Annotated in this window: 18 protein-coding genes; 10 read left to right on the top strand and 8 right to left on the bottom strand. The window is 39.7% G+C overall.

Annotated features, from left to right (window positions below; translation table 11 throughout):
- Positions 1-22 precede the first annotated feature (22 nt).
- The 3 genes from AAV97_RS20660 (at position 23) to AAV97_RS20650 (ending at position 10,265) form a co-directional block, all read left to right on the top strand.
- Positions 23-9,166 (top strand): beta strand repeat-containing protein, encoded by a 9,144-nt coding sequence (locus AAV97_RS20660; protein ID WP_228136578.1) that lies wholly within the window; start codon positions 23-25, stop codon positions 9,164-9,166.
- A 276-nt stretch (positions 9,167-9,442) separates the two neighbouring features.
- The gene (locus AAV97_RS20655; protein ID WP_227560803.1) at positions 9,443-9,922 is read left to right on the top strand and encodes a hypothetical protein; all 480 of its coding nucleotides are present in this window, start codon (positions 9,443-9,445) and stop codon (positions 9,920-9,922) included.
- Positions 9,923-10,061: 139 nt separating this feature from the next.
- A complete protein-coding gene (locus AAV97_RS20650) occupies positions 10,062-10,265 on the top strand; it encodes a hypothetical protein (protein ID WP_005032919.1) in 204 nt (67 codons plus the stop codon).
- Positions 10,266-10,442: 177 nt separating this feature from the next.
- Here AAV97_RS20650 and rsmD read toward each other — a convergent pair whose 3' ends face one another.
- Both rsmD and mrdA read right to left on the bottom strand, forming a co-directional pair.
- Positions 10,443-11,003, bottom strand: coding sequence for a 16S rRNA (guanine(966)-N(2))-methyltransferase RsmD (rsmD, locus tag AAV97_RS20645; RefSeq protein WP_046761605.1), 561 nt, complete (start codon positions 11,001-11,003; stop codon positions 10,443-10,445).
- A gap of 4 nt (positions 11,004-11,007) precedes the next feature.
- On the bottom strand, positions 11,008-13,074 hold the full coding sequence (mrdA, locus tag AAV97_RS20640) for a penicillin-binding protein 2 (RefSeq protein ID WP_005032912.1): 2,067 nt from the start codon (positions 13,072-13,074) through the stop codon (positions 11,008-11,010).
- A gap of 276 nt (positions 13,075-13,350) precedes the next feature.
- Here mrdA and AAV97_RS20635 point away from each other — a divergent pair, with 276 nt between their 5' ends.
- The 5 genes from AAV97_RS20635 (at position 13,351) to AAV97_RS20615 (ending at position 16,834) form a co-directional block, all read left to right on the top strand.
- Complete coding sequence (locus tag AAV97_RS20635; RefSeq protein WP_005032911.1) at positions 13,351-13,890, top strand: hypothetical protein; 540 nt, start codon at positions 13,351-13,353, stop codon at positions 13,888-13,890.
- A gap of 60 nt (positions 13,891-13,950) precedes the next feature.
- Positions 13,951-15,267 carry a membrane protein gene (locus tag AAV97_RS20630; RefSeq protein ID WP_005032908.1) on the top strand — a complete coding sequence of 439 codons (1,317 nt, stop codon included), beginning with the start codon at positions 13,951-13,953 and terminating at the stop codon, positions 15,265-15,267.
- Between the two features lie 83 nt (positions 15,268-15,350).
- Positions 15,351-16,004, top strand: a complete 654-nt coding sequence (adk, locus tag AAV97_RS20625) for an adenylate kinase (RefSeq protein WP_004829407.1) — start codon at positions 15,351-15,353, stop codon at positions 16,002-16,004.
- Positions 16,005-16,095: 91 nt separating this feature from the next.
- Entirely contained in the window at positions 16,096-16,311 is a 216-nt protein-coding gene (locus AAV97_RS20620) for a hypothetical protein (RefSeq protein WP_004829406.1), read from the top strand.
- Positions 16,312-16,483: 172 nt separating this feature from the next.
- Positions 16,484-16,834 carry an SH3 domain-containing protein gene (locus AAV97_RS20615; RefSeq protein WP_046761604.1) on the top strand — a complete coding sequence of 117 codons (351 nt, stop codon included), beginning with the start codon at positions 16,484-16,486 and terminating at the stop codon, positions 16,832-16,834.
- 346 nt (positions 16,835-17,180) lie between these two features.
- On the opposite strand, the gene nth is transcribed toward AAV97_RS20615, so the two are convergent.
- Positions 17,181-17,858 (bottom strand): endonuclease III, encoded by a 678-nt coding sequence (nth, locus tag AAV97_RS20610; protein ID WP_046761589.1) that lies wholly within the window; start codon positions 17,856-17,858, stop codon positions 17,181-17,183.
- Positions 17,855-18,655, bottom strand: a complete 801-nt coding sequence (locus AAV97_RS20605; RefSeq protein WP_042087562.1) for an RnfABCDGE type electron transport complex subunit B — start codon at positions 18,653-18,655, stop codon at positions 17,855-17,857. The genes nth and AAV97_RS20605 overlap by 4 nt, the downstream gene beginning before the upstream one ends.
- 347 nt (positions 18,656-19,002) lie before the next feature.
- Between AAV97_RS20605 and gdhA the strand changes: the two genes are divergently transcribed.
- On the top strand, positions 19,003-20,346 hold the full coding sequence (gene gdhA / locus AAV97_RS20600) for an NADP-specific glutamate dehydrogenase (protein ID WP_042087559.1): 1,344 nt from the start codon (positions 19,003-19,005) through the stop codon (positions 20,344-20,346).
- A gap of 96 nt (positions 20,347-20,442) precedes the next feature.
- Here gdhA and AAV97_RS20595 read toward each other — a convergent pair whose 3' ends face one another.
- The 4 genes from AAV97_RS20595 to rlmH all read right to left on the bottom strand — a co-directional run bounded on the left by AAV97_RS20595 (position 20,443) and on the right by rlmH (position 23,471).
- Positions 20,443-20,862, bottom strand: coding sequence for a DUF4377 domain-containing protein (locus AAV97_RS20595; RefSeq protein WP_046761588.1), 420 nt, complete (start codon positions 20,860-20,862; stop codon positions 20,443-20,445).
- A gap of 242 nt (positions 20,863-21,104) precedes the next feature.
- Positions 21,105-21,875 carry an META and DUF4377 domain-containing protein gene (locus AAV97_RS20590; RefSeq protein WP_042087556.1) on the bottom strand — a complete coding sequence of 257 codons (771 nt, stop codon included), beginning with the start codon at positions 21,873-21,875 and terminating at the stop codon, positions 21,105-21,107.
- A 166-nt stretch (positions 21,876-22,041) separates the two neighbouring features.
- Positions 22,042-22,818 (bottom strand): dioxygenase, encoded by a 777-nt coding sequence (locus tag AAV97_RS20585; RefSeq protein ID WP_005032891.1) that lies wholly within the window; start codon positions 22,816-22,818, stop codon positions 22,042-22,044.
- A 170-nt stretch (positions 22,819-22,988) separates the two neighbouring features.
- Entirely contained in the window at positions 22,989-23,471 is a 483-nt protein-coding gene (gene rlmH, locus AAV97_RS20580) for a 23S rRNA (pseudouridine(1915)-N(3))-methyltransferase RlmH (RefSeq protein WP_004829391.1), read from the bottom strand.
- A gap of 182 nt (positions 23,472-23,653) precedes the next feature.
- On the opposite strand from rlmH, the gene AAV97_RS20575 reads away from it, so the two are divergent.
- A complete protein-coding gene (locus AAV97_RS20575; RefSeq protein WP_416202238.1) occupies positions 23,654-24,568 on the top strand; it encodes a M28 family peptidase in 915 nt (304 codons plus the stop codon).
- The last annotated feature ends 1 nt before the right edge of the window (position 24,569 follow it).

The raw sequence follows: 24,569 nt of genomic DNA, 5'->3' as shown, positions 1-24,569 counted from the left end.
CAGTTCAGGCAATTATGGACCGGTGACCTCTGCAATCAACCAACCGACAGGTGCTGTGAGTGGTGCAGTCACCGATGCTTCAGGCAATATTGGACCAAGTACCAGTACCAATTACGTTGACAACATTGTGCCAACACAAATCGCAACGATTACAGGTGTAAATGACAATGTCGTCCCAAATACGGGTCATATAGATAACGCTGGATATAGTAATGACACATCACCACAAATTTTAGGTGAAATTAGTGCTGTTTTAGGTGCAACAGAAGTCGTTGCGATTTATCGGAATGATGGTAATACAAATATTAGAGTTGGAACGGCAACCATTACAGGTACTGGCACAACTTGGGTATTTGATGATAGTGGTTTAAGTGATGGCATAAGTTACACCTATACTGCACGTGTAGAAGATGGCGCTGGTAATCAGGCGAATTTATCAAATGCATATGTATTGAACATAGATACAACCCCACCTTCAGCAAGTACAACGATTAATATCGTTTCGATTACTGATGACACTGGGCTGAATACAACCGATTTTATTACCAATGATACCAGTTTGACAATTAATGGTACGGTTGGGACTTTGGCAGTGGGTGAAACAGCACAAATCAGTATTGATGGCGGTTTAAATTGGATTGATCTGACTGTAAATGCAGGAATATGGAGTTATGAGGATACTCGGACACTTTTAGAAGGAGAATATACTTATCAAGTACGTGTGGTCGATGCAGCTGGAAATATTGGTCAGAGTGATGATCAGATAGTGATTGTTGATTTAACAGGACCTTCAGTCAGCACTTTATTGAATATTACATCTATCAGCACAGACAGTGGGGCAAGTTCAACGGATTTTATCACCAATGACCAATCAATTACTGTCAATGGTGTTGTCGGTACATTGGCTACAGATGAAAAAGTTCAAATAAGTGTGGATGGTATCAATTGGGTAGACTTAAGTGTTACAGCTGGCACATGGAGTTATCAAGACCCTCGAATTTTAAGTCCCGATGGTAATTATTCTTATCAGGTTCGTATTGTTGATATTGCAGGTAATATTGGTGCAACAGACAGCCAAACAATACAAATAGATACGGCTGCTCCAACACAGAATGCATTTATTAATAGTTATATAGATTTAGTTGCCCCTAATACAGGATTAATGGGAGACAATACAGAAACCAACGATACTACCCCGACATTAATTGGCTCGGTCTCTGCTGGGGTGCAAGCGGGCGATATTCTTGAGTTATATGAAAATGGTACATGGATCGCATCGATTACATTGAGTGCTGGTGATACCACTTGGACGTATTCATTGTCTGGTTTGAGCAACGGTGTGACTTATCAATATACTGTTCGTATTGTTGATATTGCTGGTAATACAGGTGTGATGTCACCTACGTTTACATTAACTGTTGATACTATGGCGCCGACTACAACTGTTAGTATCGACAGCTATACAGATGATGTAGGTCTTTTTCAAGGAAATTATAATAACAATACAACAACGGATGACACCACACCGCTCTTAAAAGGTACTTTGAGTAGTGCTTTAAGTTCAGGGGAGGTTGTTGAAATTTATGATGATAGTAATGCGCTGCTAGGTGTTGCTGTTGTTGATGCTACAGGAACAGGATGGAGTTTCCAATTACCATCACTGAGCAATGGAAGTTACACTTATTATGCAGTCGTTGTTGATGCGGCAGGTAATCATGGGACAAATTCTGCGAACTTCACACTGACAATTGATACGCTTGCACCCACCCAGACCACTACTATTGACAGTTTCACTGATGATTTGGGCACGAATACTGGAGATTATCCAAGTGGCTCACATACCGATGATACAGCGCCTCGGTTAAATGGAACCATCAGTGGTGGTGCATTGTCTGCAACGGATGTTGTCCTCGTTTATGAAGGGACAACACAAATAGGTGTTGCAACCTTAAATGCCAGTCGCACAGCTTGGACCTTTGATGTTGCAGGTTTAGTGAATGGTGACAATAAAAATTATACAGCAGTTGTTGCGGATGCGGCGGGGAATTTAGGAACTTTTTCATCTCCAGCATTTAGAATAATTGTTGATAATGTGGCGCCAACACAAACCGCAAGCATCACAAGTTATGTTGATTTTGCTGGTCCTGTTATTGGAATCTTTGGCAATGGTACAACAACGGATGATACTAAGCCTACATTGAATGGTACACTGAGTAGCTTAATTCCAGCGGGTACAGAAATTCGTATTTATGAAGGTTCTGTTTTTATTGGTGTGGCTATGACTACAGGTGGTACAAGTTGGTTTTTCGAATTACCTACATTAGCCGATCCAAGTACCCACACTTATACAGCCAGAGTTGCAGACGAAGCAGGCAATGAATCTCCAGCATCAGCACCATTTACCCTGACAGTTGACTCCACTGTAGTGCCAGAAGCTATCAATATTAATGCTTTTAACGACAATTATGGCGAAAATATGGGGTATTATTCATCAGGTAGTCAGACTGATGATACCTCGCCAGAATTAATAGGAGTTTTAGGCGCTGCATTGAACCCTGGAGACAAAGTATTGGTGTATCAAGTTGATCCAGTACTGGGTACACCAACACTGTTAGGGGAAGCAGATGTTTTTGAAACGTCTTGGAGTTACGTGCTCTCTGGCTTAAGTGATGGTCGTTATTATTACCGTGCAGAGGTGGTGAACAGTTTTAATAGTGTGTTAGCACAATCCAATTTACTGGACTTGATTGTAGACACGATTGCACCGACAGAGGTTCCATCAATCACTGTTTATAATGATACTGTAGGATTATTTCAAGGTGATTTTATCAGTGGTACAACGACTGATGATACGCACGCGCTTTTAAAAGGAACACTTGATACTGCGTTAATGTCAGGCGAAAGTTTACATATCCATGATAATAATGGCAATTTGGTTGGTATTGCTTCAGTCACAGGCACAACTTGGTCTTTACCTTTATCGTTAGTGACAGATGGTACTTATACCTATACCGCTGTTGTGGTCGATCAGGCTGGTAATGAAGGACCTGAGTCAGCTGCCTTCACATTAATATTGGATACAACACCACCAACTCAACAAGCGATCATTAATAGTTTTACAGATGATGTCATCATGAACACTGGTGATTATGGATCAGGTAGTTATACCAATGATACGCTGCCTGTTTTAAACGGTACACTCAACACAGGTTTAGGTGCCAATGAAGTATTGCGTATATATGAAGGCTCAACCTTTTTAGGTATTGCAACCGTTACAGGTTTAAATTGGACTTTTGAATTTACAAACATTTTAAGCAACGGTAGTCATGATTTTACTGCACGTGTGATGGATGCTGCGGGCAATCAAGGACCGATATCCAACGCCTTTAATTTAATCGTTGATACCATCGCCACCTCACAAACAGCCAATATTAACAATTATATTGATAGTTCGGGTGCTGTTACTGGATTGATGGGGAGCAATACTACGACGGATGATACCACCCCAACCTTGATTGGGGCGGTCACGGCAGGCGTACAAGCTGGTTATACCATTAACCTTTATCAGAATGATGTTTTAATCACTTCAATCGTATTAGCAAATGGTCAGACTTCATGGAGTTATACACCGAATATCTTAGGTTTTGGCACATATAATTACTATGTCAAAGTTGCAGATCAAGCGGGTAATGAAGGCACTGCAAGTCCGATCTTTAGCTTAACTGTTGATGCAACAGCCACACTCAGTTCCATCATGACCGATACCGCTTATGGTCAGGCAGGCAATTACTCTACCAATAATGATGCAGTCAATACTGATTTGATCACTCGTGATAGTACACCAATATTGAATGGTACCATCAGTCGTGCTTTGGAAGCGAATGAGCAAGTGACGATTAGTCTGGATGGTGGGAACAGTTGGATTGTGGTACAAACGACTTTGGGTGCAACCAGTTGGGCATATACTCCACAATCATCTGGTTATACAGTATCGACAATTGTTCCATTACAAGTACGGATTGAAAATACCGTGAATGGAACGCATGGCTCAACCACTACAACGACATATACCGTTGATTTAACAGCACCATCGATGACTTTGAGTAACCCAGACTTTGCCAATGCTGGTTCGATCGATGCTGATGGTGACAAAACAATTCTTGCAGGTGCGGTCCAGTTTAACAGTAGTGTAGATAGTACAGCTGAAGTTGGCAGTGTTGTGGCGCTGATCAATGATATAAACAACGATGGTATTTATACAGAAGGTGTCGATAGTGTCCTCAATGTTGCAACAGTCGCAGCAGGTGGAACATGGAATATGTCATTGAGTTTGACAGCAGGTCAGTACCATCTGGGTTATGTCATTTGGGATGCAGCAGGGAACCGTAGTCGCCTAAGCATGACTTCTGATATAGATGTCGTGAACAACTTGGGTAATGCGCCATATACCAACAGTGCTTTTGGTACCAATGCAACATTGGGTTATGGTAGCAGTATGGTCATTAACACGAATGGACACTGGACTTTTGTCAATGACCAAGCGGTTTATGCTGGTGCTTCAACGACAAGTTATACCACCACAGCTTTGACACTCACATCTGGTACGGTCAGTTCATATTCTTTCGGTGATTACAATCTGGATGGAAATATTGACATCATCGGCACAGACAGTGCTGTAACTTCGACTGCCCCGATTTGGACGGGCATTGCTGGCGGAGGTTTTACTGCTGGTAATGTAAATGCTGGACAGCTTATCGCTCGTGGTGGTTCTGTATTCTTGGATATGGATGGTGATGGATATTTGGATGCTGTGGTTGGTGATAGAGGAAACGACTCCTCAGCATTTTTGAAAAATAATAGTGGTGTATTCAGTGTCTATGGACGGGCATCAGGTAACCCGACAGCCACTGGTCTAAGTACATTGACCATGGATCGAGAAAATTCAGCAGTAGATTTAAATAATGATGGTAAAGTCGACCTTGCTTTGCATGCCACCACTAGCCAATCTGGGGTGACAGGCGCTTATACATTAAGTTTGTTGCTAAATAGTGGTAGTAGCAGTGCAACGGGTGCGAACTGGACTGAAACACAGGTCATTACCAATGTGTTCGGAGCCGCTAGAGCAGATGATTCGACCACCCCATTATCGATGACTTGGGCAGACTTTAATGGTGATGGTTATCTCGATTTATATTTAAATACAACTCAAACAGGAACCTCCGCCAATAGCAAAATTTTCCTCAATAACGGTGGTAGCTTATCAAGCAATGGAATTGCAATTGCAAATGATAGCCTAGCTGGAGAAGCATCTGTTGCTGTCGACTGGAATGGTGACGGCAAAATGGATGCAATAGAGGTCGATTATACGACGGGTATTGCGAATCTATATACCAATAACGGTAATGTGGCTACGGGATGGGCGACTACTCAATTAGCTGATATGGGAAATAGCACGTTAAATGGTATCGCCGCTGCTGACTATGATTGGGATGGTGATATTGACCTGTTAGCCAGTTTTAATACGAGTACACAGACACAGTTAATCAGCAACACCAATCAAGTCAAAGATGGAACAGCTTTGCATCTGCGTATTGTGAATGCAGAAGGTCATAACGTCTACTATGGTAATACCGTCCAGTTGTTCGATTCTTCGGGGCGTTTAGTATCCACCCAAATCATAAATCCACAATCAGGAAATTGGGTCAATGATGGTTCTGCTTTGGTCAACATTTTCGGATTGGATCCATCACAAAGCTACACAGTCAAATTATTGGCGAATGATCACGGCGTCACGACGACGTACTCATGGAACGTTACTCCAGGCAGTGCGGTTGATGCACAAGTGTTGACCACAACAGCTGTGACCACTGCCAATGCAACAACATTGGTAGGCACTGGCTATAACGATACTTATGTGGTTTCTAATGTGGTAGGGGGCACCACAGCTTATAACGGCGGTGGTGGCTGGAATTTACCTGTTATGAAAGGCGAAAGCAAAACTTGGGTCGCTTCAGGGGGTATGGATATTATTGATTTCCGTAATGCATCTACAGGTGTAACGGTTAATCTGCAAGCTGGTACGGTATCGGGTTGGGGGACGGTTAGTAATATCACCAATGTTGAAGGAGTGCGAGGTAGTGCACAGTCCGACACATTGAGCGGTAATGCGTTTGATAACATCTTTGAAGGTCGTGGTGGGGATGACATTATTAACCTAGGTTCTAACGCTGGAAATGATCGTTTAGTGTATAACCTGATCAATCCTGCGGATCATGTTGCTGGAGGGAATGGCACTGATACGATCAATGGTTTTGTGGCTGGGAGTTTAGCTTTTGCGCCGAATTCTGATTCAGATATCATTGATCTGAGCGGTTTATTGACAGCTTATACTGGCACAGCCTATGTCTACTTTGATGCTGGTACTGGAAGTTATATGCTGGATAGAGCGTCTATAGGTTTGTATAAATATTTGCAAGTCAGTACAGTGGGTAACGATACAGTTATTTCAGTTGATTTAGCGGGTAATGGGAACTTCACTACTCCCTTATTGACACTCAAGAACATCAGCTTAAGTCTGGAATACTTATTGGCAAATGGACAACTGTTACTGGGTTCTTCAACTGCCGCTTTAATTCATATCAATGCGCAAACCACTACAGATACTACGCCAATCGTGAGTGGAACCATTCCTTATGGCTTAAATATTGGTGAGGTTTTACAAATAACCGTAAATGGAACGACCTATAGTACGGCAAACAATACTGTGGTCGTAGATCCTATCAATCACACTTGGTATGTGCAATTGCCTATCGGTGTAGTCAATGTCGGGCGCTATGATGTAGTGGCAAACATCGTGGATGCGAATGGCTCGATAATCATGAGTGATGCAAGTCGTATGGAATTGGAAGTGCTCAGTTCCTCAGGTTCATTGACGCCTGCTTGGGGGGATGCTGATGTTGGTAATGTCCTTGGTGGTGCAACCATGACACTGGGGCAAAATGGTTTATGGTCATTCTTCCAAACCAGTACAACGAGTGATGTTGGAACGATCTATAACAGTACTGGGTTGAATACCTATACCAATGTCAGTGTGACTGGCGGAAGTGGTGGATTGTCAGGTGCATCATTTGTTGATTTTAACCGTGATAGTTTTATGGATATTTTCACAAATACCAGTACAGGTGCTTCATCGCAAAGTGTATGGACCACGACCGATGGTATCAATTATAACCATCAGATACTGGTAAGCGGCACATCTATGTGGAATGGTGCTGTGGTTGCTTATGATAAAACAGGTGATGGTTATCTTGATTTTGCCTATGGTGATACTGGCGGTGATTCAATGACATTCATTACCAATACGGCTGGAAGCTTATCCTTAATGGCTGGTGGAGCACAAGGTAGACCAGTAGGAATTACAGGGAATACTGATTCTGAGGTTTCTGCAGTTGATTTGACCAATGATGGTGCTGTAGATGTGATTCAGCATACAATTTCTTCCTCGACACCAACAGCAGGTGGTGCTTATGCCTTGACTTTATTGACCAATGTACAAAGTGCTGTTAATACGTTTGTCCAGACAAATATTGCAGGCGTATTTAGAACAGGAGCAGCAGGTGATCCAGCTTCTGCGACCGCGATGACATGGGCTGACTTTAATAATGACGGTAAAATGGATTTATTCCTTGGCGCTGGTCGAAATGCTGCAAATACTGCGGATAGTACAGCGAGCCGTGTTTACTGGAATAGTGGCACAGGAAGTCTGTTGGGAACAGCTTCTGGGACTGCGGGCGGTCAGGCAACTTACCTTTCAGATACTTTAGATGGTGGTGCTTCAGTCGCAGTGGATTGGAATCATGATGGTAAAATGGATATTGTGGAATTGCCGCGTTCTGGCGTCAGTGCAGTACCAAACCTATATACCAACAATGGGGCAGGAAGCTTTACGCAAAGTACACTGGGAACTGCAATTACAGGTGTGAATGGAGCTTTAGCAGTAGATTATAATTGGGATGGTGCAGTCGATGTATTGGCTTATAAAGGCGGTGCCAATACGATCTTATTGCAAAACAACAATATTGTTGCAGATGGTACCAGTTTGCATTTACGTATTTTGGATGCCAATGGTCTAAACGTCTACTATGGCAACACTGCACAGCTTTACAATAGTGCGGGTACATTAGTCGCATCACAAATATTGAATCCACAATCAGGTGTATTTGGTGCAGATGGTTCAGGTATCGTCAACTTCTACGGCTTGAATGCGAATGACAGCTACACCGCTGTATTGATTAAGAGTGTCAATGGTGTATCTCAGGATGTGGGTGGTTCAGCAAGCCTAGGCGGAAACAGCATTGAAAATATTAACCTCAGCTGGGCAGGTTTAACCGCTGGTGCAGCGACCCAAGCTTATGTCTTATCAGGTGAAGCAACGACCAACGTTGCGAATGGTAAATTCATCGGTACTGGTTATAACGATATTTTCTTTGCAACAGCAGGGACAGACAGTTATGACGGTAGTGGTGGAACGGCAGTGGATTTATCTGGCAACAGTAATTGGAGTGCAACTGGAGGTTTGGATACTGTTGACTATAAACTGGCAGGCAGCACTGCATTGACCATTGATTTGTCTAATATGAGTGCTCAAAACACTGGTTTTGGAACAGCGAGCTTTAAGAACATTGAAGCTCTTGCTGGTGGTAATGGGAATGACACGTTTACAGGCAATACAGCCAATAATCAGTTTGATGGGCGTGGTGGTAATGACACCTTTAATCTTGCCAACGGTGGTCAAGATACTTTGTTATATAAAGTATTGTTAGCCGACGCAACGGGTGGCAATGGTACAGATAGTGTGAATGGCTTTAAAGTGGGTACAGTTGAAGCCACAGCTGACGCAGACCGTATTGATCTGAAATCTTTGTTGATTGGGTATACTGCTGATAGTGATGGCGCTGCACATTATGTGAATGGTATTGCAACGCTTGATTCTGGTGACAATATTGGCAGTTATTTACAAGTGTCTCATAGTGGTGGCAATACTGTGCTGAGTATTGATCGAGATGGTGTAGGTGGTGCATATGCTATGACTAATCTGCTTACACTGAATGGTGTAAATACTGAACTGGAAACATTGTTAGCGAATCATCAGATTATCATTGGTTAAGTTCGCTTAGTTAAAAGAGCTGTCATGTTGGCAGCTCTTTTTTATTTATAATTCTCTAATTTCTTGCAAAAATCAAATTGAGTATATGCTTTAACTTAACTTTAAATATGATACATTTAATATAACCTATCACATATTTTTCGCATCTATATTAACCACAAAATTCATCGTAAATTGATCACCTTACTTATGCGATTTTTCTGCAAGTTTTACTTCATACTGATTATTCTATTTGGATTGAATTCACAGCTCTATGCTTTGGATCAAGTGATCGTTATGCCTGAATCTGCTGCGATCGAAAATTTAGAAGGTCAGCAAAACGCTCAAGAATCAGATATTGAATTGGAACAAGAGACTTTATTTCATATTGAAAACCCAGAAAATAGCCTAAGCTATCTTGATGAAATTACAGATCAAAATGAAGATTTTTTACAACAAAGTGAAATTCAGAAAAAATTAGCTGAGGAGCATGAGCAGCAATTGGCAGATTATTCAATTCTGAGTAACCAATTTTATGAAAATGATCGAATTCGGATCTTTAATTATACAGCTTATAATGTACAGCAATTAAAAACTTCATTGATCAACCCAAACTCAAATAGTGCCTCTGTAAATGAACTTTATCTGTCCTTTGGTTATGGAATTGAGTTTAAGATCAATGCTTTAAATAGAGTGGGTTATGAATATATCTCCAGTTTTCCCTATGATCGAGGACAACTCATACGACTATTTTGGATTCATACATTAACCTATTAATTTAAAATAGCTTTTTATCTAAAAATAAGTAGTGTGAATAAATCATGTTGAAATAACTACACGTTGAAACACAAGCTTGCGTTGAACTTCACATTACACAGTTAAGCTTAGAAAATAAGATGAATAGGGCGCTACTGTCATGATGAAGAAAATTATTTTACTCGGTGTTTTAGGTGTTTCACTCACAGGCTGTATTGTTGCACCATACGATGATGATCATCGTGGTGGGCATGGTCGATATGATCATCGTGATCGTGACCGTTGGGATCATCGTCATGATCGTGACCGCGATCGCTATGATCGAGATCGCAATGATCGTGACTGGAATTGGAAAACGCGTTAATTATTGATTGTAAAAATGGGCTGTAAATGCCCATTTTTTTATACGCAAATTGATCAATCAAATTCATGCGATGAATTTATTGTTTAATCATATAAAGCTTTTATTGCCATGCTTTACTTCTCAAGTTTAAATAAATTTGTGCTAGATAGAACAAAATGATGTATAAATCACAATTGATCAAATCTCCACCATATTATTTTTTTTAAACAAGCCTGCCTGTACCACACCAGCTTTGGTTTGTTTTTGCAGTTGCCAAGTTGCAGGTAAATTCAATTGATTTAAAGCACGATCTGCTTCGACATAAATCAATGCGTCACTAGACAAATATGGATCAGCTTTTTGAGCCAATTCTTCCCACAAATTTAAACTATACGGTGGGTCTAAAAACACCAAATCAAATTGTTCATTCAGGTTGGACAACACTTGCTGTGCAGTCTGAATTTTAAGTTGGCAATTTTCTACTTTGAGTAATTGAATATTATCTTTTAAAAACTTTGCCTGTTTAAGATTTGGTTCAATCATCACCACATGACGCGCACCACGAGATAATGCTTCAAAGCTTAAAGCACCTGAACCTGCACAGAGGTCCAGCACTTTAGTATTTTGAATATCCCACATCAACCAGTTAAATAAAGTTTCTCTAACACGGTCAGGTGTAGGGCGCAAACCCTCAATATCAGCAAAAGGGAGAACACGTCGTTTCCATTCTCCACCAATAATTCTTAATTGGTTTTTCACTTTATTATTCACTGATATCAGCCTCATTAGATGGTGCGGTAGCTGGTTGCGGAGTATTGTTTCTATGCCCTTGAGTATTGCTATGATTCTGCGCTGAATTGGTTGCTGAGTTTGGCTTTGGTTTAGGCATTGCATTTGGATCAGCTGCAAGTGAAACATCACCACTCGGCAATTCACCCGGCTTGATCCCAGCAGTCATTAAACCGCCACTGACCTGATGATTGAGTGGAGCAATTGGATTTTTCTTACGTGTTAATAGCCAATAATCAAAAACTGGACGGGCAATTTTTGCAGCAGAACCCCCATGACGACCATTTTCCCAAATCACTGCAATGGCAATTTCAGGATTTTCAGCAGGCGCAAAGCCAACAAATAGACCGTGATCGAGCTGACGAGCTGTAAGTGCAGCTTCGTTATAACGTTTTCCTTGAGCAATACTCTTGACCTGCGCTGTCCCTGTTTTACCTGCAATTTGATACATTGGTGTACGAATACCACGACCTGTACCAGATTGAATCACGTCCACCATTGCGTCACGCATTTTGACCCAGTCATCATCGGTACCGCTAAAATTGATTTTTCCTGTAGGTGCGTTATGCACAGGATGTTTTTTTGCACCTTTGGATTCGCGTAAAACATGTGGTGTTACATGCGCACCATGATTGGCGGTAATCGCCGTTGCCATAGCAAGCTGTAAAGGTGTTGCAGTAAATGCACCTTGTCCAATACTCACAGAAATCGTTTCACCCTTGAGCCATTTGCTCTTACGGGTACGCATTTTCCATTCTGGGCTTGGATAAAGTCCTGTACTTTCACTCGGTAAATCTACTCCAGTTTTTTCGCCAAAACCAAATTGGCGCATCCACTCGTTCATACGGTCGATACCCATTTGATAAGACAAAATGTAGAAATAGGTATCACAAGAAACGACGATGGATTTATGTAAATTGACAGAGCCGTGTCCTGTTTTTTTCCAGTCACGGAATTTATGCGAGTCGCCAGGTAAATGGAAATAACCTGGATCAGAAATAGCAGTGCCCCAATCCACAGTTTTAAAGTGAATTCCCCCTAATCCTTCCATTGGCTTGATGGTTGAACCCGGCGGATAAGTTCCTTGAACAGCACGGTTATAAAGCGGTTGATCGAGATTATCACGCAAGGCAGTATAGTCATCATGCCCGATCCCAGTGACAAATAAATTGGGGTTAAAGCTTGGACTGGAGACGAGTGCTAGAATCTCACCTGTACGAGGATCAATAGCAACAATAGCGCCACGACGGTCTTTCAGTTGTTCAGCTGCTACGGTTTGTAAACCATAATCAAGTGAAAGATAGAGATCATTACCACGCGTTGATTCTTTACGACCTAAATGGCGTAGCACATTCCCGTGCGCATCGGCTTCAATAGATTCATAACCTGGAACTCCGTGTAATAAATCTTCATAAGATTTCTCTACACCGATTTTTCCGATTAAGTTGGTTCCTGCATAACTGTCTTTATCAATGGATTTAAGTTCTTTGTCATTGATACGACCCACATAACCAATCACATGTGCAAATAACTCGCCATGTGGATAGTAACGTGTCATCTGTGTTTCGATATCTACCCCAGGAAACTGAAATTTAACTTCACTGAAGCGTGCAATATCTTGCTCAGTTAAATTCAGTTTTAAGGTGACACGTTCGGTTTTTTTAGAGGTTTTAATACGACTATTAAAACGGTCAATATCTTCTTGACTCAGATTTAAAATAGGAATTAAACGTTGAACAGTACCCTCAATATCTTCGACATCAGCTTTACTCAAGGTTGCAGTAAAAACAGGGTAGTTGTCAGCCAATAAAATACCATTACGGTCATAGATATAACCACGTGCAGGCGCAATCGGCTGTAAGCGTATACGGTTTTTATCCGATGCTTCGCTAAACTCTTGATGATGAAAAATTTGCAGATAAGCATAACGAGCAATCAGTAGACACATAAAAAATGAAACAATACCAATCGCAAAAAAAACACGGCTGCGAAAGATGCGTTTTTCTTGTTGGACATTTTTTAAAGGAAACTGCTGCTTCATACGTCGTCGGCTTTGAATACTGAAATTGGAGAGTGCGAGGGCGAAACATTTTACCCTAGATTGAGGATTAAAAAGTAAAAAACACAAATAACTCGTAAAAATTTATTTTAACTAAATACTCGAACAAATCATGTTCGATCACATGGTGCGGATTTGACCTTAGCGACATTAAATTTATAGTGTTTTGTATATGAGTGCTAAAATAATTCTGTTAAAGTCGAGCATTAAGGATAAAGAACTCGACCCAAGTTAACGTTAGGGGTAATGGAGAAAATAATGAGAAAAATATTTCCCTTATTAATATTAGTTGCTGTAGGAAACTTCGCGCATGCTGATGTTAAAGAATATTTGCCAGATTTGAAGGGAATTTTACCAGAGGCGAAGATTAAGCCTGAGGATGCATCTAAATGGAACTTTGGTGCAGGTGTGACTCAACAAATCGTTCACTTCAATGCTGAGTGGGTCAACCCTTATGGAATTGCCTATACCAAATTAGGTGCTTTTTATAATGGTGACAATGCATTTGCTGGACAAGTTGGTTATCGAATTCCTGTTGCATTAAATGGCACTGACAAAAATGGATTCTATGTGGGACTGTATGGTGGCTCACTTAAAAGTAAAAAAGTAGACGGAAGTGATGAGGTTCAATATGGTGGTGGGGCTGATATCGCTTATGTTTTATTGAATAAAGAACGTATAAGTACATTCAGTGTGGGTATGGGTGCAGGAAGTGAACTTCATAATAAAAATGGAGATATGATCTTGGAAACTCGCCCTCAGATACAATTCGCTTATACTTTAAGTGTAGGTTTTTAAAATTTTATGATTTTATACAGATCCTTCGACCGCCAATAGAAATAAATACGAGAGTCATGCATGTTGGAATACGTTAATGGTTTGTGGCACGCTTTTACGGCTAGACCCGATCATCTTGCTATCTTAAGTATCATTCCTGTGACTGCCTTTGTAACTTGGGCACACGTTTGGATGGCACTGAAAATGGTATTCTATCCAATTACGTTTTGGGGATTTCATTTAGGTCCTTTACCCGTAGGTTGGCAAGGCATTGTGCCACGTAAAGCTGGACGAATTTCTGGCATTATTACCGACAATACCTTATCTAAATTGGGTTCTTTGCGTGAGTTCCTGGATGCAATGGATCCAGAAGATATGGCGCGCATCATCGGTGAGCAAGTCGGTTTTGAACTTGAGCATCTGATCGATGAAGTGATGTTGGATCGCAATGCTGTATTATGGGAAAATTTACCTTATTCCATCAAGCGTCGTATTTATGGTCAAGCACATAAGCAATTACCAGGTACCTTAAAAGAACTTGTGACCGAACTGACCATGAACGTTGAGTCACTGGTCAATATGCGTGATATGGTGGTCAATCAAATGGAAGGTGACCGCCGTTTGATGGTGCGTATGTTTTTAAAAGTCGGTCAGAAAGAAATTAATTTTATTTGGCATATTAGTGCTGTTATTGGAAGTTTTTTTGGTATTTTTCAAATGTTTGTGTACGTTTTTGTACCACAACATTGGACTGTTCCGTTCTTTGCAGCAGTGTGGGGGTTTCTCACCAACTGGATTGCAATCTGGATGGTATTTAACCCTATAGAACCGCATTACATTCGTTACCCACAATTTTTTGAACGTACAAAAAATCGAAAATTTCCATGGATTAAACCTGTTATTCCTCGAATAGGCACATATAATGTTCAGGGCGCGTTTATGAAACGCCAAGAAGAAGTGTCAGAAGTCTTTGCAAGTGTAGTGACTGAAGACCTCATTACGTTAAAATCGATCATGACAGAAATGATGTATGGTCCAAAGAAAGATAAAACGCGCCGTATTGTGAAGCGTCATATTAACGAAATTATGGAAACTCCATTGGTTCGTACGTCTTTACAATTGTCTTTGGGACCTAAAGAGTATGCAAAACTCAAGACAGACTTGATTGATCGATCAATTGAAATTACGATGGTGCCTGTTTGCGACCCAGCGTTTAATGCGAGCCGTGCACAGAAAATTTTTCAAATGTTTAAAGAGCGGATTAGAGAGTTAACGCCGAAAGAGTTTCAAAATTTGTTACGTCCTGCATTTCAGGAAGACGAATGGATTTTGATTGTACTGGGTGGTGTCACTGGATTCTTTGCTGGTTTAATACATTTATTTGTGGCTTTCTTATAAATTTGATGCCATTACGATGATAAGTTTTAATTTGTCATGGCAAACGGTATCATAAATATTGTTTTAAATGAGGATGTTTTTTTATGCGCATTATATTACTCGGACCACCTGGAGCAGGTAAAGGTACACAAGCTCAGTTGATCTGTAAGCGCTACAATATCCCACAAATTTCAACCGGTGATATGCTCCGTGCTGCGATTCGTGAAGGTACTGAATTAGGTCTTAAAGCTAAAAGTGTAATGGAGTCAGGCGGTCTAGTATCTGATGAGCTTATTATCGGTCTAGTAAAAGAACGTATTGCACAACCTGACTGCGTGAATGGTTGTATCTTCGATGGTTTCCCTCGTACGATTCCGCAAGCTGAAGCTTTGGAAAATGAAGGCATCACGATCGATCATGTGATCGAAATAGAAGTGCCTGATGAAGAAATCGTAAAACGCCTTTCTGGTCGTCGCCAACATCCAGCATCTGGTCGTGTTTATCATACGATCTATAATCCACCTAAAGTGGAAGGTAAAGATGATGAGACAGGTGAAGATCTTGTTCAACGTCCAGATGATGAAGAAGCAACCATTCGCAAGCGTTTAGGTTCTTATCACAATGAAACTGAACAATTGGTAGGTTTCTATCAAGGTCGTGCAGCTTCTGGAGAAAATGCACCGACTTATAATAAATTAAACGGCTTGCGTGGAATCGAAGACGTTCAAAAAGATTTATTTGCTATTTTAGATAAATAATCCTTTAAGTTAAAACTTGACCTTAAAGTTTTGACAATCGAAGAGACCTGATTCATATTAGGTCTCTTTTTTTGTTAGCGTGACATTTAGCATGAAGCTTTTATTAATTGCCTTGGTCATTATCAGTGTTCTGGTTTTATTGGGCTTGTTGTATATGAGCTTTAAATTGTTACGCAAAGCGCAAAAAGAAGAAATGCAACAACGCCGCGAGATGAGAAAAACAGGTGAATACCAAGTTCATCCTCAAGTGGCAGAGGAATGGAAACGACTCGAAAAAATGAAGAAAGATTTGGAAAATAAAAAATAAAGCATCAAGGACAAATGCTAAGGGGTAAATACATTCTTATCCATCATGGATGTTCAATATGCAAAACAGATGAGTTTTGCTGATTGAAAGATGTAAGCAAATAATTATAAATACTTTTTCTATCAAGCTACATGTTATATTTAAAGCACACTATTATAAAAAGACGATCAAAATGAAATGGATTGCCATAGCCAAACATAGAAGTGAATATATAGCGCCGATTACTTTTTCAAAGGGGACTTTGCTAAAGATAGGAGAAAAATATCAAGGCTCGGAGAATTGGGACAATTGGTATTTCTGCAAAGTTGATGACGGATTAGAGGGCTGGGTTCCTGCACAAATCATTGAATGGGTTGATAAGCTTCAAGGCTATGCAAAAGCGGATTATACAGCGAAAGAGTTAAATGTAGATCAGGGCGATCTATTGGTCGGCGAAGAGCAATTAAATGGTTGGATGTGGTGTAGTAGATCGTCTGATGGGCAATCAGGTTGGGTGCCGTTAGAGGTACTCAATCAAATTTAATAGAAATTATACTAAGTCATTATTTTAGCATAAAAATTTTATAATAACGTGAGTTCGATGCAACCATACCTTTAACTTATTGAAAAAAATAAATCTGTGCGGAGTCTTGCTGAGTTTTCATCCATTTTTTGGATCAGCCTGCGGCTCACCGCAAAACTCGTCATCCACCAGCAAGATATTTAATCAGTCGCAGAAACAATATCTTATAAAAGTAGTCCTGCCTCGAACAGTTGCGGATGACGTTTCCGAGTATCATATTTCATCAAGGATTTTTTATCGAACTCAGGTGATAATAAAGCAATGATTAATCAAATCTTCGATGCTATCAATGGTGCGGCTGGTTGAATTAAGCCGATTTGATTTCTTTTGTCGCTCCAAACTCATATTTGTCAGGCCAATTACAAACGTCTGATACCACACATTCATGACATTTTGGCTTGCGCGCGATGCAACAGTAACGACCATGTAAAATGAGCCAATGATGTGAGTCGATGATAAATTCTTTTGGAATGACTTTGATCAGACGATGCTCAACCTCAAGCACATTTTTACCTACTGCAAGCCCTGTGCGATTACCTACACGGAAAATATGTGTATCTACAGCCATAGTGGCTTGACCAAAGGCTGTATTCAAGACAACATTTGCTGTTTTACGTCCCACCCCGGGTAATGCTTCTAAATCAGCACGATTATCAGGAACTTGGCTGTTATGTTTCTCAATCAAAATTTTACATGCTTTGATGACATTTTCTGCTTTGGAATTATATAAACCAATGGTTTTAATATATTCCTTTAAGCCTTCCACACCCAATGCATAAATTTGTTCAGGAGTATTGGCAACAGGAAATAATTTATCGGTGGCTTTGTTGACACTGACATCTGTTGCTTGAGCTGATAGTGTTACAGCAACCAAAAGTTCAAATGGTGTGGAATAATTCAGTTCAGTTTTTGGATTTGGACGTTGTTCACGAAGTCTTTCAAAGAAAATTTGAATCTGTTTTTTTGTCATATTTTTTACAGTCATTCACTTTCTCCTTGTAAAACAGATAATTGTCGTAATAATTGGTCAAGTTGATCTTGCTTATTTTGATCGGCTCGAACACTGAGCTGTTTTTCTAATTTTTTAATTTGTGTACGTAGTTTAGCCAGTTCAATGGTGGTTTTCGCATCTGTAACGATGGGTTTCTTTTGAGGTGCTTCTACGATTTCAATCGTCGGTAAAGACTGACTGTTTTGAGTAATCTGTGCAAATAACTCTGTATCAATCTCTGCACGAACTACAGGACCTTTACGATGAATACGCTGTTTTTCTTCACGTTGAATATGCGCATAGTAGCGACTGCGTAAATCATTTTGTTCGAGTAGGCGTTGCTCATTATTTGGGATGGGTTGAATATCTTCAACTAAGTCGATGCAGTCTACAGGGCAGGGCGCAATGCACAACTCACAGCCTGTGCAAAGATCTGTCAGTATGGTGTGCATTAATTTTCCTGAACCAATAATGGCATCTACAGGGCAAGCACTTATACATTTTGTACATCCGATACATTCATCTTCACGAATCACTGCCTTCATCCGTTGCGGGCGACCATCGCTTTGAATTGGCCACACACTCGGTTCTGCAATCAGTTTATTTCGATGAAGCAATTCTGCCAAAGCGTCAGCAACAGGTTGTCCCCCGGGAACACATTTATTGGCATCTTCACCTTCCACAATGGCTTTGGCATAGGGTAAACATCCATCACGGTGACCGCAGAGTCCACATTGTGTCTGAGGCAAAATTGCATCTATTTGCTGAATGATGGAGAGAGATGAATTCATGTGACTAAAGACTTTAAGCAAAAATAAATAAGAGCTGGGGAAAAGCGTAGCGATGATGCGGATTTTAGCATGTTTTATGCTGAAAATCTTTGCTCTAAATTAGCGCTAAAAATGCGCTAATTTAGATCAAAATTAAGGTGTATTTTATGGAATAAAATGCCAATAATTAGACTATTTTTTATAGCTTGATTAGAAATTATCATATTGAATTTAAATATTATTTGAAAAAACATTTGAAAAAAGGTTGTGGATTGTCCACAAAAGCGATTAAATACTTTGCGCCAAAATTTATCATTTTATTGAAAAGTTTGACCTTTTTTGTATCATTTTCTGCTGAGGAATGAACGTTGAAATATAGTAGCCTGAATGACTTTTTAAATTACGTAAAAGCACGTGATCCGAATCAACCAGAGTTTTTGCAAGCTGTGGAAGAAGTGATGACCAGTTTATGGCCATTTATTGAAAAGAACCCAGAGTATGCTGAACAAGGTTTGCTTGAGCGTCTTGTAGAGCCTGAACGTGCTATTCAATTTCGTGTTTCTTGGGTAGATGACAAAGGTCAAACACAAGTTAACCGCGCTTTCCGTGTCCAATACAATTCTGCAATTGGTCCATTTAAAGGCGGTATGCGTTTTCATCCATCTGTAAATCTTTCGATTTTAAAATTCCTAGGTTTTGAACAAACATTTAAAAATGCTTTAACCACATTACCTATGGGGGGTGGTAAAGGCGGTTCTGACTTTGATCCTAAAGGTAAGTCAGAAGGCGAAATCATGCGTTTCTGTCAAGCATTGATGATCGAACTTTATCGCCATTTAGGTTCAAACACCGATATTCCAGCGGGTGATATTGGTGTGGGTGGACGTGAAGTGGGTTATATGGCTGGGATGATGAAAAAACTCAGCAATGACACTTCATGTGTATTTACAGGTAAAGGCTTGTCTTTTGGTGGCTCATTGGCTCGTCCAGAAGCAACAGGTTTTGGTACAGTTTATTTTGCTGAAGAAATGCTTAAAACTCGTGGGGATAGCTTTAAAGGCAAAACTGTCGCTATTTCTGGTTCAGGAAATGTAGCTCAATTTGCAGCAGAAAAAGCAATGTACTTGGGTGCAAAAGTAGTTTCTCTTTCTGACTCGAATGGTACAGTCTATGTAAAAAATGGTTTTACCAACGAACTCCTTGCAGAAGTGATGGAGCTTAAAAATGTAAAACGTGGACGTATTTCCGAATTTGCTTCGAAACATGGCTTTGAATACTTAGAAGGTCAACGTCCTTGGTCAATTCCATGTGATATTGCTTTGCCATGCGCAACACAAAATGAATTGAATGAAGATGATGCCACAGTGTTGCTTGAAAACGGTGTAATCTGTGTTGCTGAAGGTGCAAATATGCCTTCTACACTTGAAGCTGTTGAAAAATTTGTTGAAGCTAAAATTCTTTATGCGCCAGGTAAAGCATCGAACGCAGGTGGTGTAGCAACTTCTGGACTTGAAATGTCTCAAAACTCAATTCGTTTGGGTTGGACTTTTGAAGAGGTTGATGAGCGCTTGCATGCCATTATGAAAGAAATTCATCGTAATTGTGTGAAATATGGTACGCAAGAAGACGGTACAGTTAACTATGTAAACGGTGCAAATATTGCTGGTTTCGTAAAAGTTGCTGATGCAATGTTAGCGCAAGGTGTATTCTAATATAGAGAAGCGATTTTTCGAATTAGATCAAAATTTTTTCTTAAACCGAGTTAAGTGATTAGCTCGGTTTTTATTTGATCAAGATACAATTTTTCTTTAAGGTTGAGCTGTCGTTTCAACAATTGAATCAAACGTATACTGGTATTGAGATTGATCTGCTGCTGGATGCAAAATCTCGGTACGTTTTACTTTAATAATTTGGGTTAATTTAGGATTGTGTGTAAAACCATCAATGCTGTCATAGAAATAACTCGGTTGTTTTTCAAGATATGTTTTTTCTCCTGTTGAATTGATAGTTAATTCGCGAACTAAAAGGCATGTTTGTGGTGCTACGCCTTCACACGGTTTGGTCTCTGGACTAACTTCTAAAAAAATCATTGTCGTTGGCTGTTTTTTAGTTGCATGCTGTTGTGTAACTTGAGTTTCAACAGGGGCTTTGGACTCAGTTTGAGGTTGTTTTGTGCATGCAATCATCAACAAAGGCAAGAGTATAACAGGGCTTAATTTATAATTCATCGTATTTACCATGTATTGATGTTAAGTAAAAGTATTGATTACAAAGGTAGATCAGCGATAACTTGAATCAGTTGTTATTGAGTATGTTGGTGAATCAATTAAAAGCCTGCTGAATAATTTTAGATTTTTAAATAAGGAATCAAACAATTTAATCTTTTAAATAAGTAAATTAAGTTAGGTGTTATATCAATAGGTTTAACTCAAAAAGAAAAGCTGAAGTTTAACTTCAGCTTTTCATTAAATTATTTTACAGTTTCACGCTCAATAATCATGTCTTGCACATAAGCATATTTAGACTGATCAGCAGCAGGATTTTTAATTTCATAACGTTTTAAACGTACAACTTGGCGTTCACCTGGATTATGTGTAAAGCCTTCGATTTGGTCATAGAAATATGTCCAATCTTTGTCTACTTGAGTTTTTACGCCGTTGTCAGCATATTTGATTTCACGTACTTGAAGGCATTGCATTTTCATCACGCCAGCAGAACATTCTTTAGTTTCTGGGCTAATTTCTAAGAAAATAGTTTCGCCTTGGCTTTGATATTTCGTTTCAGGTGTCATTTTACCTGTAAACACAACTTTACCGCCTGTCGCATTCACTAAAGTTAAAGTTGGGCTTTCAGTATTGGCTGTGTCAAGTACAAAAGCAGTCTTGCCTGCTTGGAACAATGAAGCAGCAAAGCTTTCTTGCTTCATTAATTCAGGTGAACACATCATGTTTGTAGATGCAATATTGCCTGTAACAAGCAAGCCATTTTCAACTTTTGCACTTGTCATTAAACGGTTACAACCTGTAGCGACACTTAAGCGTTGATCAGCAAAGTTAAGCACAATCGGTTGTTTAGTTTCAGCTGGTTGGTATGACCACTGATAAGCATTTAAAGTTTGTTGAGCAGTACCTTGTTGTTGTAATACTTTCACAGCGGTATCACCTAATTTTTGAATATCACCCGATTGACAAGCAGCAAGCGCTAAAGGAAGTACAGCTAAAGCTAAATATTTGAATTTCATATTCTATTCACGTTATTGAAAACTAGGCACAGGATAAAGCATTGTCCATAAAAAGATATGGAGACAGTTTATTAGTTCGGTTTCAAAATGTATCCATATAACTAAAAATTAAACAATACTTAACAAATTGTTATTAATTGTAATGAATTTGAACCAATTCAGCAATTTAGTCGAAGCGATAAATATCCATACCTAAAGCACCCATCGAAAAACTGCTATGTACAATACTAAAGCGATGCCCAGTTCCCATTGCAAAAAAGAGTGGTGCAAAATGTTCAAGCGTAGGGTGGTTTTTTTCGATATAGGGTAAAGCGTCCCACTGCAATACTGCATCATAATCACTATGATTTAATTTACTTACGACATAATTTCTAAAGCTTGAAGCCCACTGAGGAACACGGTTATTTTGATCTTGCCAAGATAACTCTCTTAGATTGTGTGTAATGCTACCTGAGCCTATCAGTAAAATTTGTTTTTCACGTAATGGGCGAAGCGCCTGACCAATTGCATAGATCTGATCAGCATTCATGGTCATCGGTAGGGAAATTTCAATCACTGGAATGTCTGCATCAGGATACATGTGTAACAGAGGCATCCAAACGCCATGATCACGTGGACGTGTACTATTTGCATGCGCAGGGAGTTGAGCTTCAGCCAGTAAATGTAAAATTTCTTCGGCGAGTTCAGGATTTCCCGGTGCAGGGTAACGCATCTCATAGAGTGCTTGAGGAAAACCTCTAAAATCATGCCATGTTTCAGGTCGTACACCTGTATTTACTTCCAGTGCATCACTTTCCCAATGTGCTGACATCACAACGATCGCTTGTGGTACGGGAAGATTTAGCCCAAGTCGATGTAAAGCAGGACCAACTTGTTCGGGATCTAGTGCAAGCATGGGTGAGCCATGTGAGATAAATAAACCGGGAAGTGTTTGTAAGTTCATATCTTTGCGCCTAAATGATCGTTGAATAAATCAAAAGTCCATTCTAACTCAATGAATAATTGGGCGTCAGTGTTCTACTTCAATATCCTGTTGCATGAATACAACATATTCTTTAAAGCTGAAATTATCGATGACGAGATATTTAGGCGTGTAAATCGATATTCCTAAAATTAACCTGCACGATGATACGGGTGATTATGATTTATACTCATCGCACGATACAGTTGTTCGATTAACATGACACGCACCAATGGATGAGGAAGTGTTAGTTTAGAAAGCGACCAGTGCCACGCCGCTGCTTTGCGAACTGCTTCTGAATGACCATCGGGTCCACCAATTGCAAGCACGACATCATTACCTTCGAGCATCCAACTTTTCATGGTTTCAGCCAGTTTTTCTGTACTGAATTCACGACCACCTACCTCAAGTGCAATTAATGTTTCCCCTTGTTTGAGTTGACCAAGAATACTGTCACCTTCGATTTGACGGTATTTTAAAATATCTGCTTCTGAATCATTTTTGCCACGTTTAGCCATGGGTAATTCAATAATTTGAGTCTGTACAAAAGGCTGAATTCTTTTGAAATAATCTTCAAAACCAGTCAGTACCCATGCAGGCATTTTTTGACCAATAGTCAGAATACGGATTTTCATATTAACAATTTCAAACGCTGGAATTACGCCATTATAACGTGATATTGGTTATCCTCAGGCATACAACAAAAACTGTTTTTCCTATTGCTGTTTTTTTAATGATGTTTATTGCATAACTTTTATTGAGCTTATATATGTTGATGCATTGTCTAATGACTAGAATTTTAAAACAAATGATCCTGATGCTTGTACTGAGCTTTATACTCCCAATATGGGCTATGGCAGCTCAGCCTCTCAATATTCAGCAAGCTGAACCTGATCGGCTTAATAGCTACCTAAAACAAGTGATTCATCCTCAAGCTTTTAGAAATTATCAAAATATACAAGAGCTGGATCGCGTTGCTGCCTTTATTAAACAACAAATCGAACAGTTTTCTATTCCATGTGAATATCAAACTTATGTGGTTGATGGAAAAAACTATCGTAATGTGGTTTGTCATTTGCAAATGGGACATGCCAAAAAAGTAATTCTTGGTGCGCATTATGATGTTTATGGAAATTTCAAAGGTGCAGATGATAACGCCTCTGGCGTAGTTGGACTGATAGAGACGGCTCGAATTTTGGCAACAAATCGACGCCAGTTAAAGCAAAATATTGATTTTGTGTTTTATACCTTGGAAGAGCCGCCTTACTTCCGTACAGAACACATGGGCAGTTTTATCCACGCCCAGTCAATATTAAAACAGAAAGATCAAATTCAAGCGGTCTATATTTTGGAAATGATCGGGTATTTCGATCATAAAAATGTGCAAGATTACCCATCAGGATTGGCTGCATTTTATCCCAAACATGCAAATTTTATTGGGGCTGTGAGTAATTTTAGCTCACGCGAAATAGGTGAAAAATATTGTTCGTCTATGAAAAATCTAAAGCGTTTGGATTGTCAAAGACTCATTGCACCATCATTTGTCAAAGGTGTGGATTTTTCTGATCATTTGAATTATTGGCGTTTCGATATTCCTGCTATTATGATTACCGACACGGCATTTTTTAGAAATAAGCATTACCATACTCCAGAGGATACGGTTGAAAAGCTTAATTTAAATAAAATGGCTGATGTGGTTGATGGTCTAGTCAATACTTTGTTAAAAGACTAAT

The sequence above is a fragment of the Acinetobacter sp. Ag2 genome, assembly GCF_001005515.1.
Taxonomy (GTDB): domain Bacteria; phylum Pseudomonadota; class Gammaproteobacteria; order Pseudomonadales; family Moraxellaceae; genus Acinetobacter; species Acinetobacter bereziniae.
The sequence above is the reverse complement of the archived record's forward strand: the minus strand, read 5'-3'. Positions and strand labels throughout refer to the sequence as shown.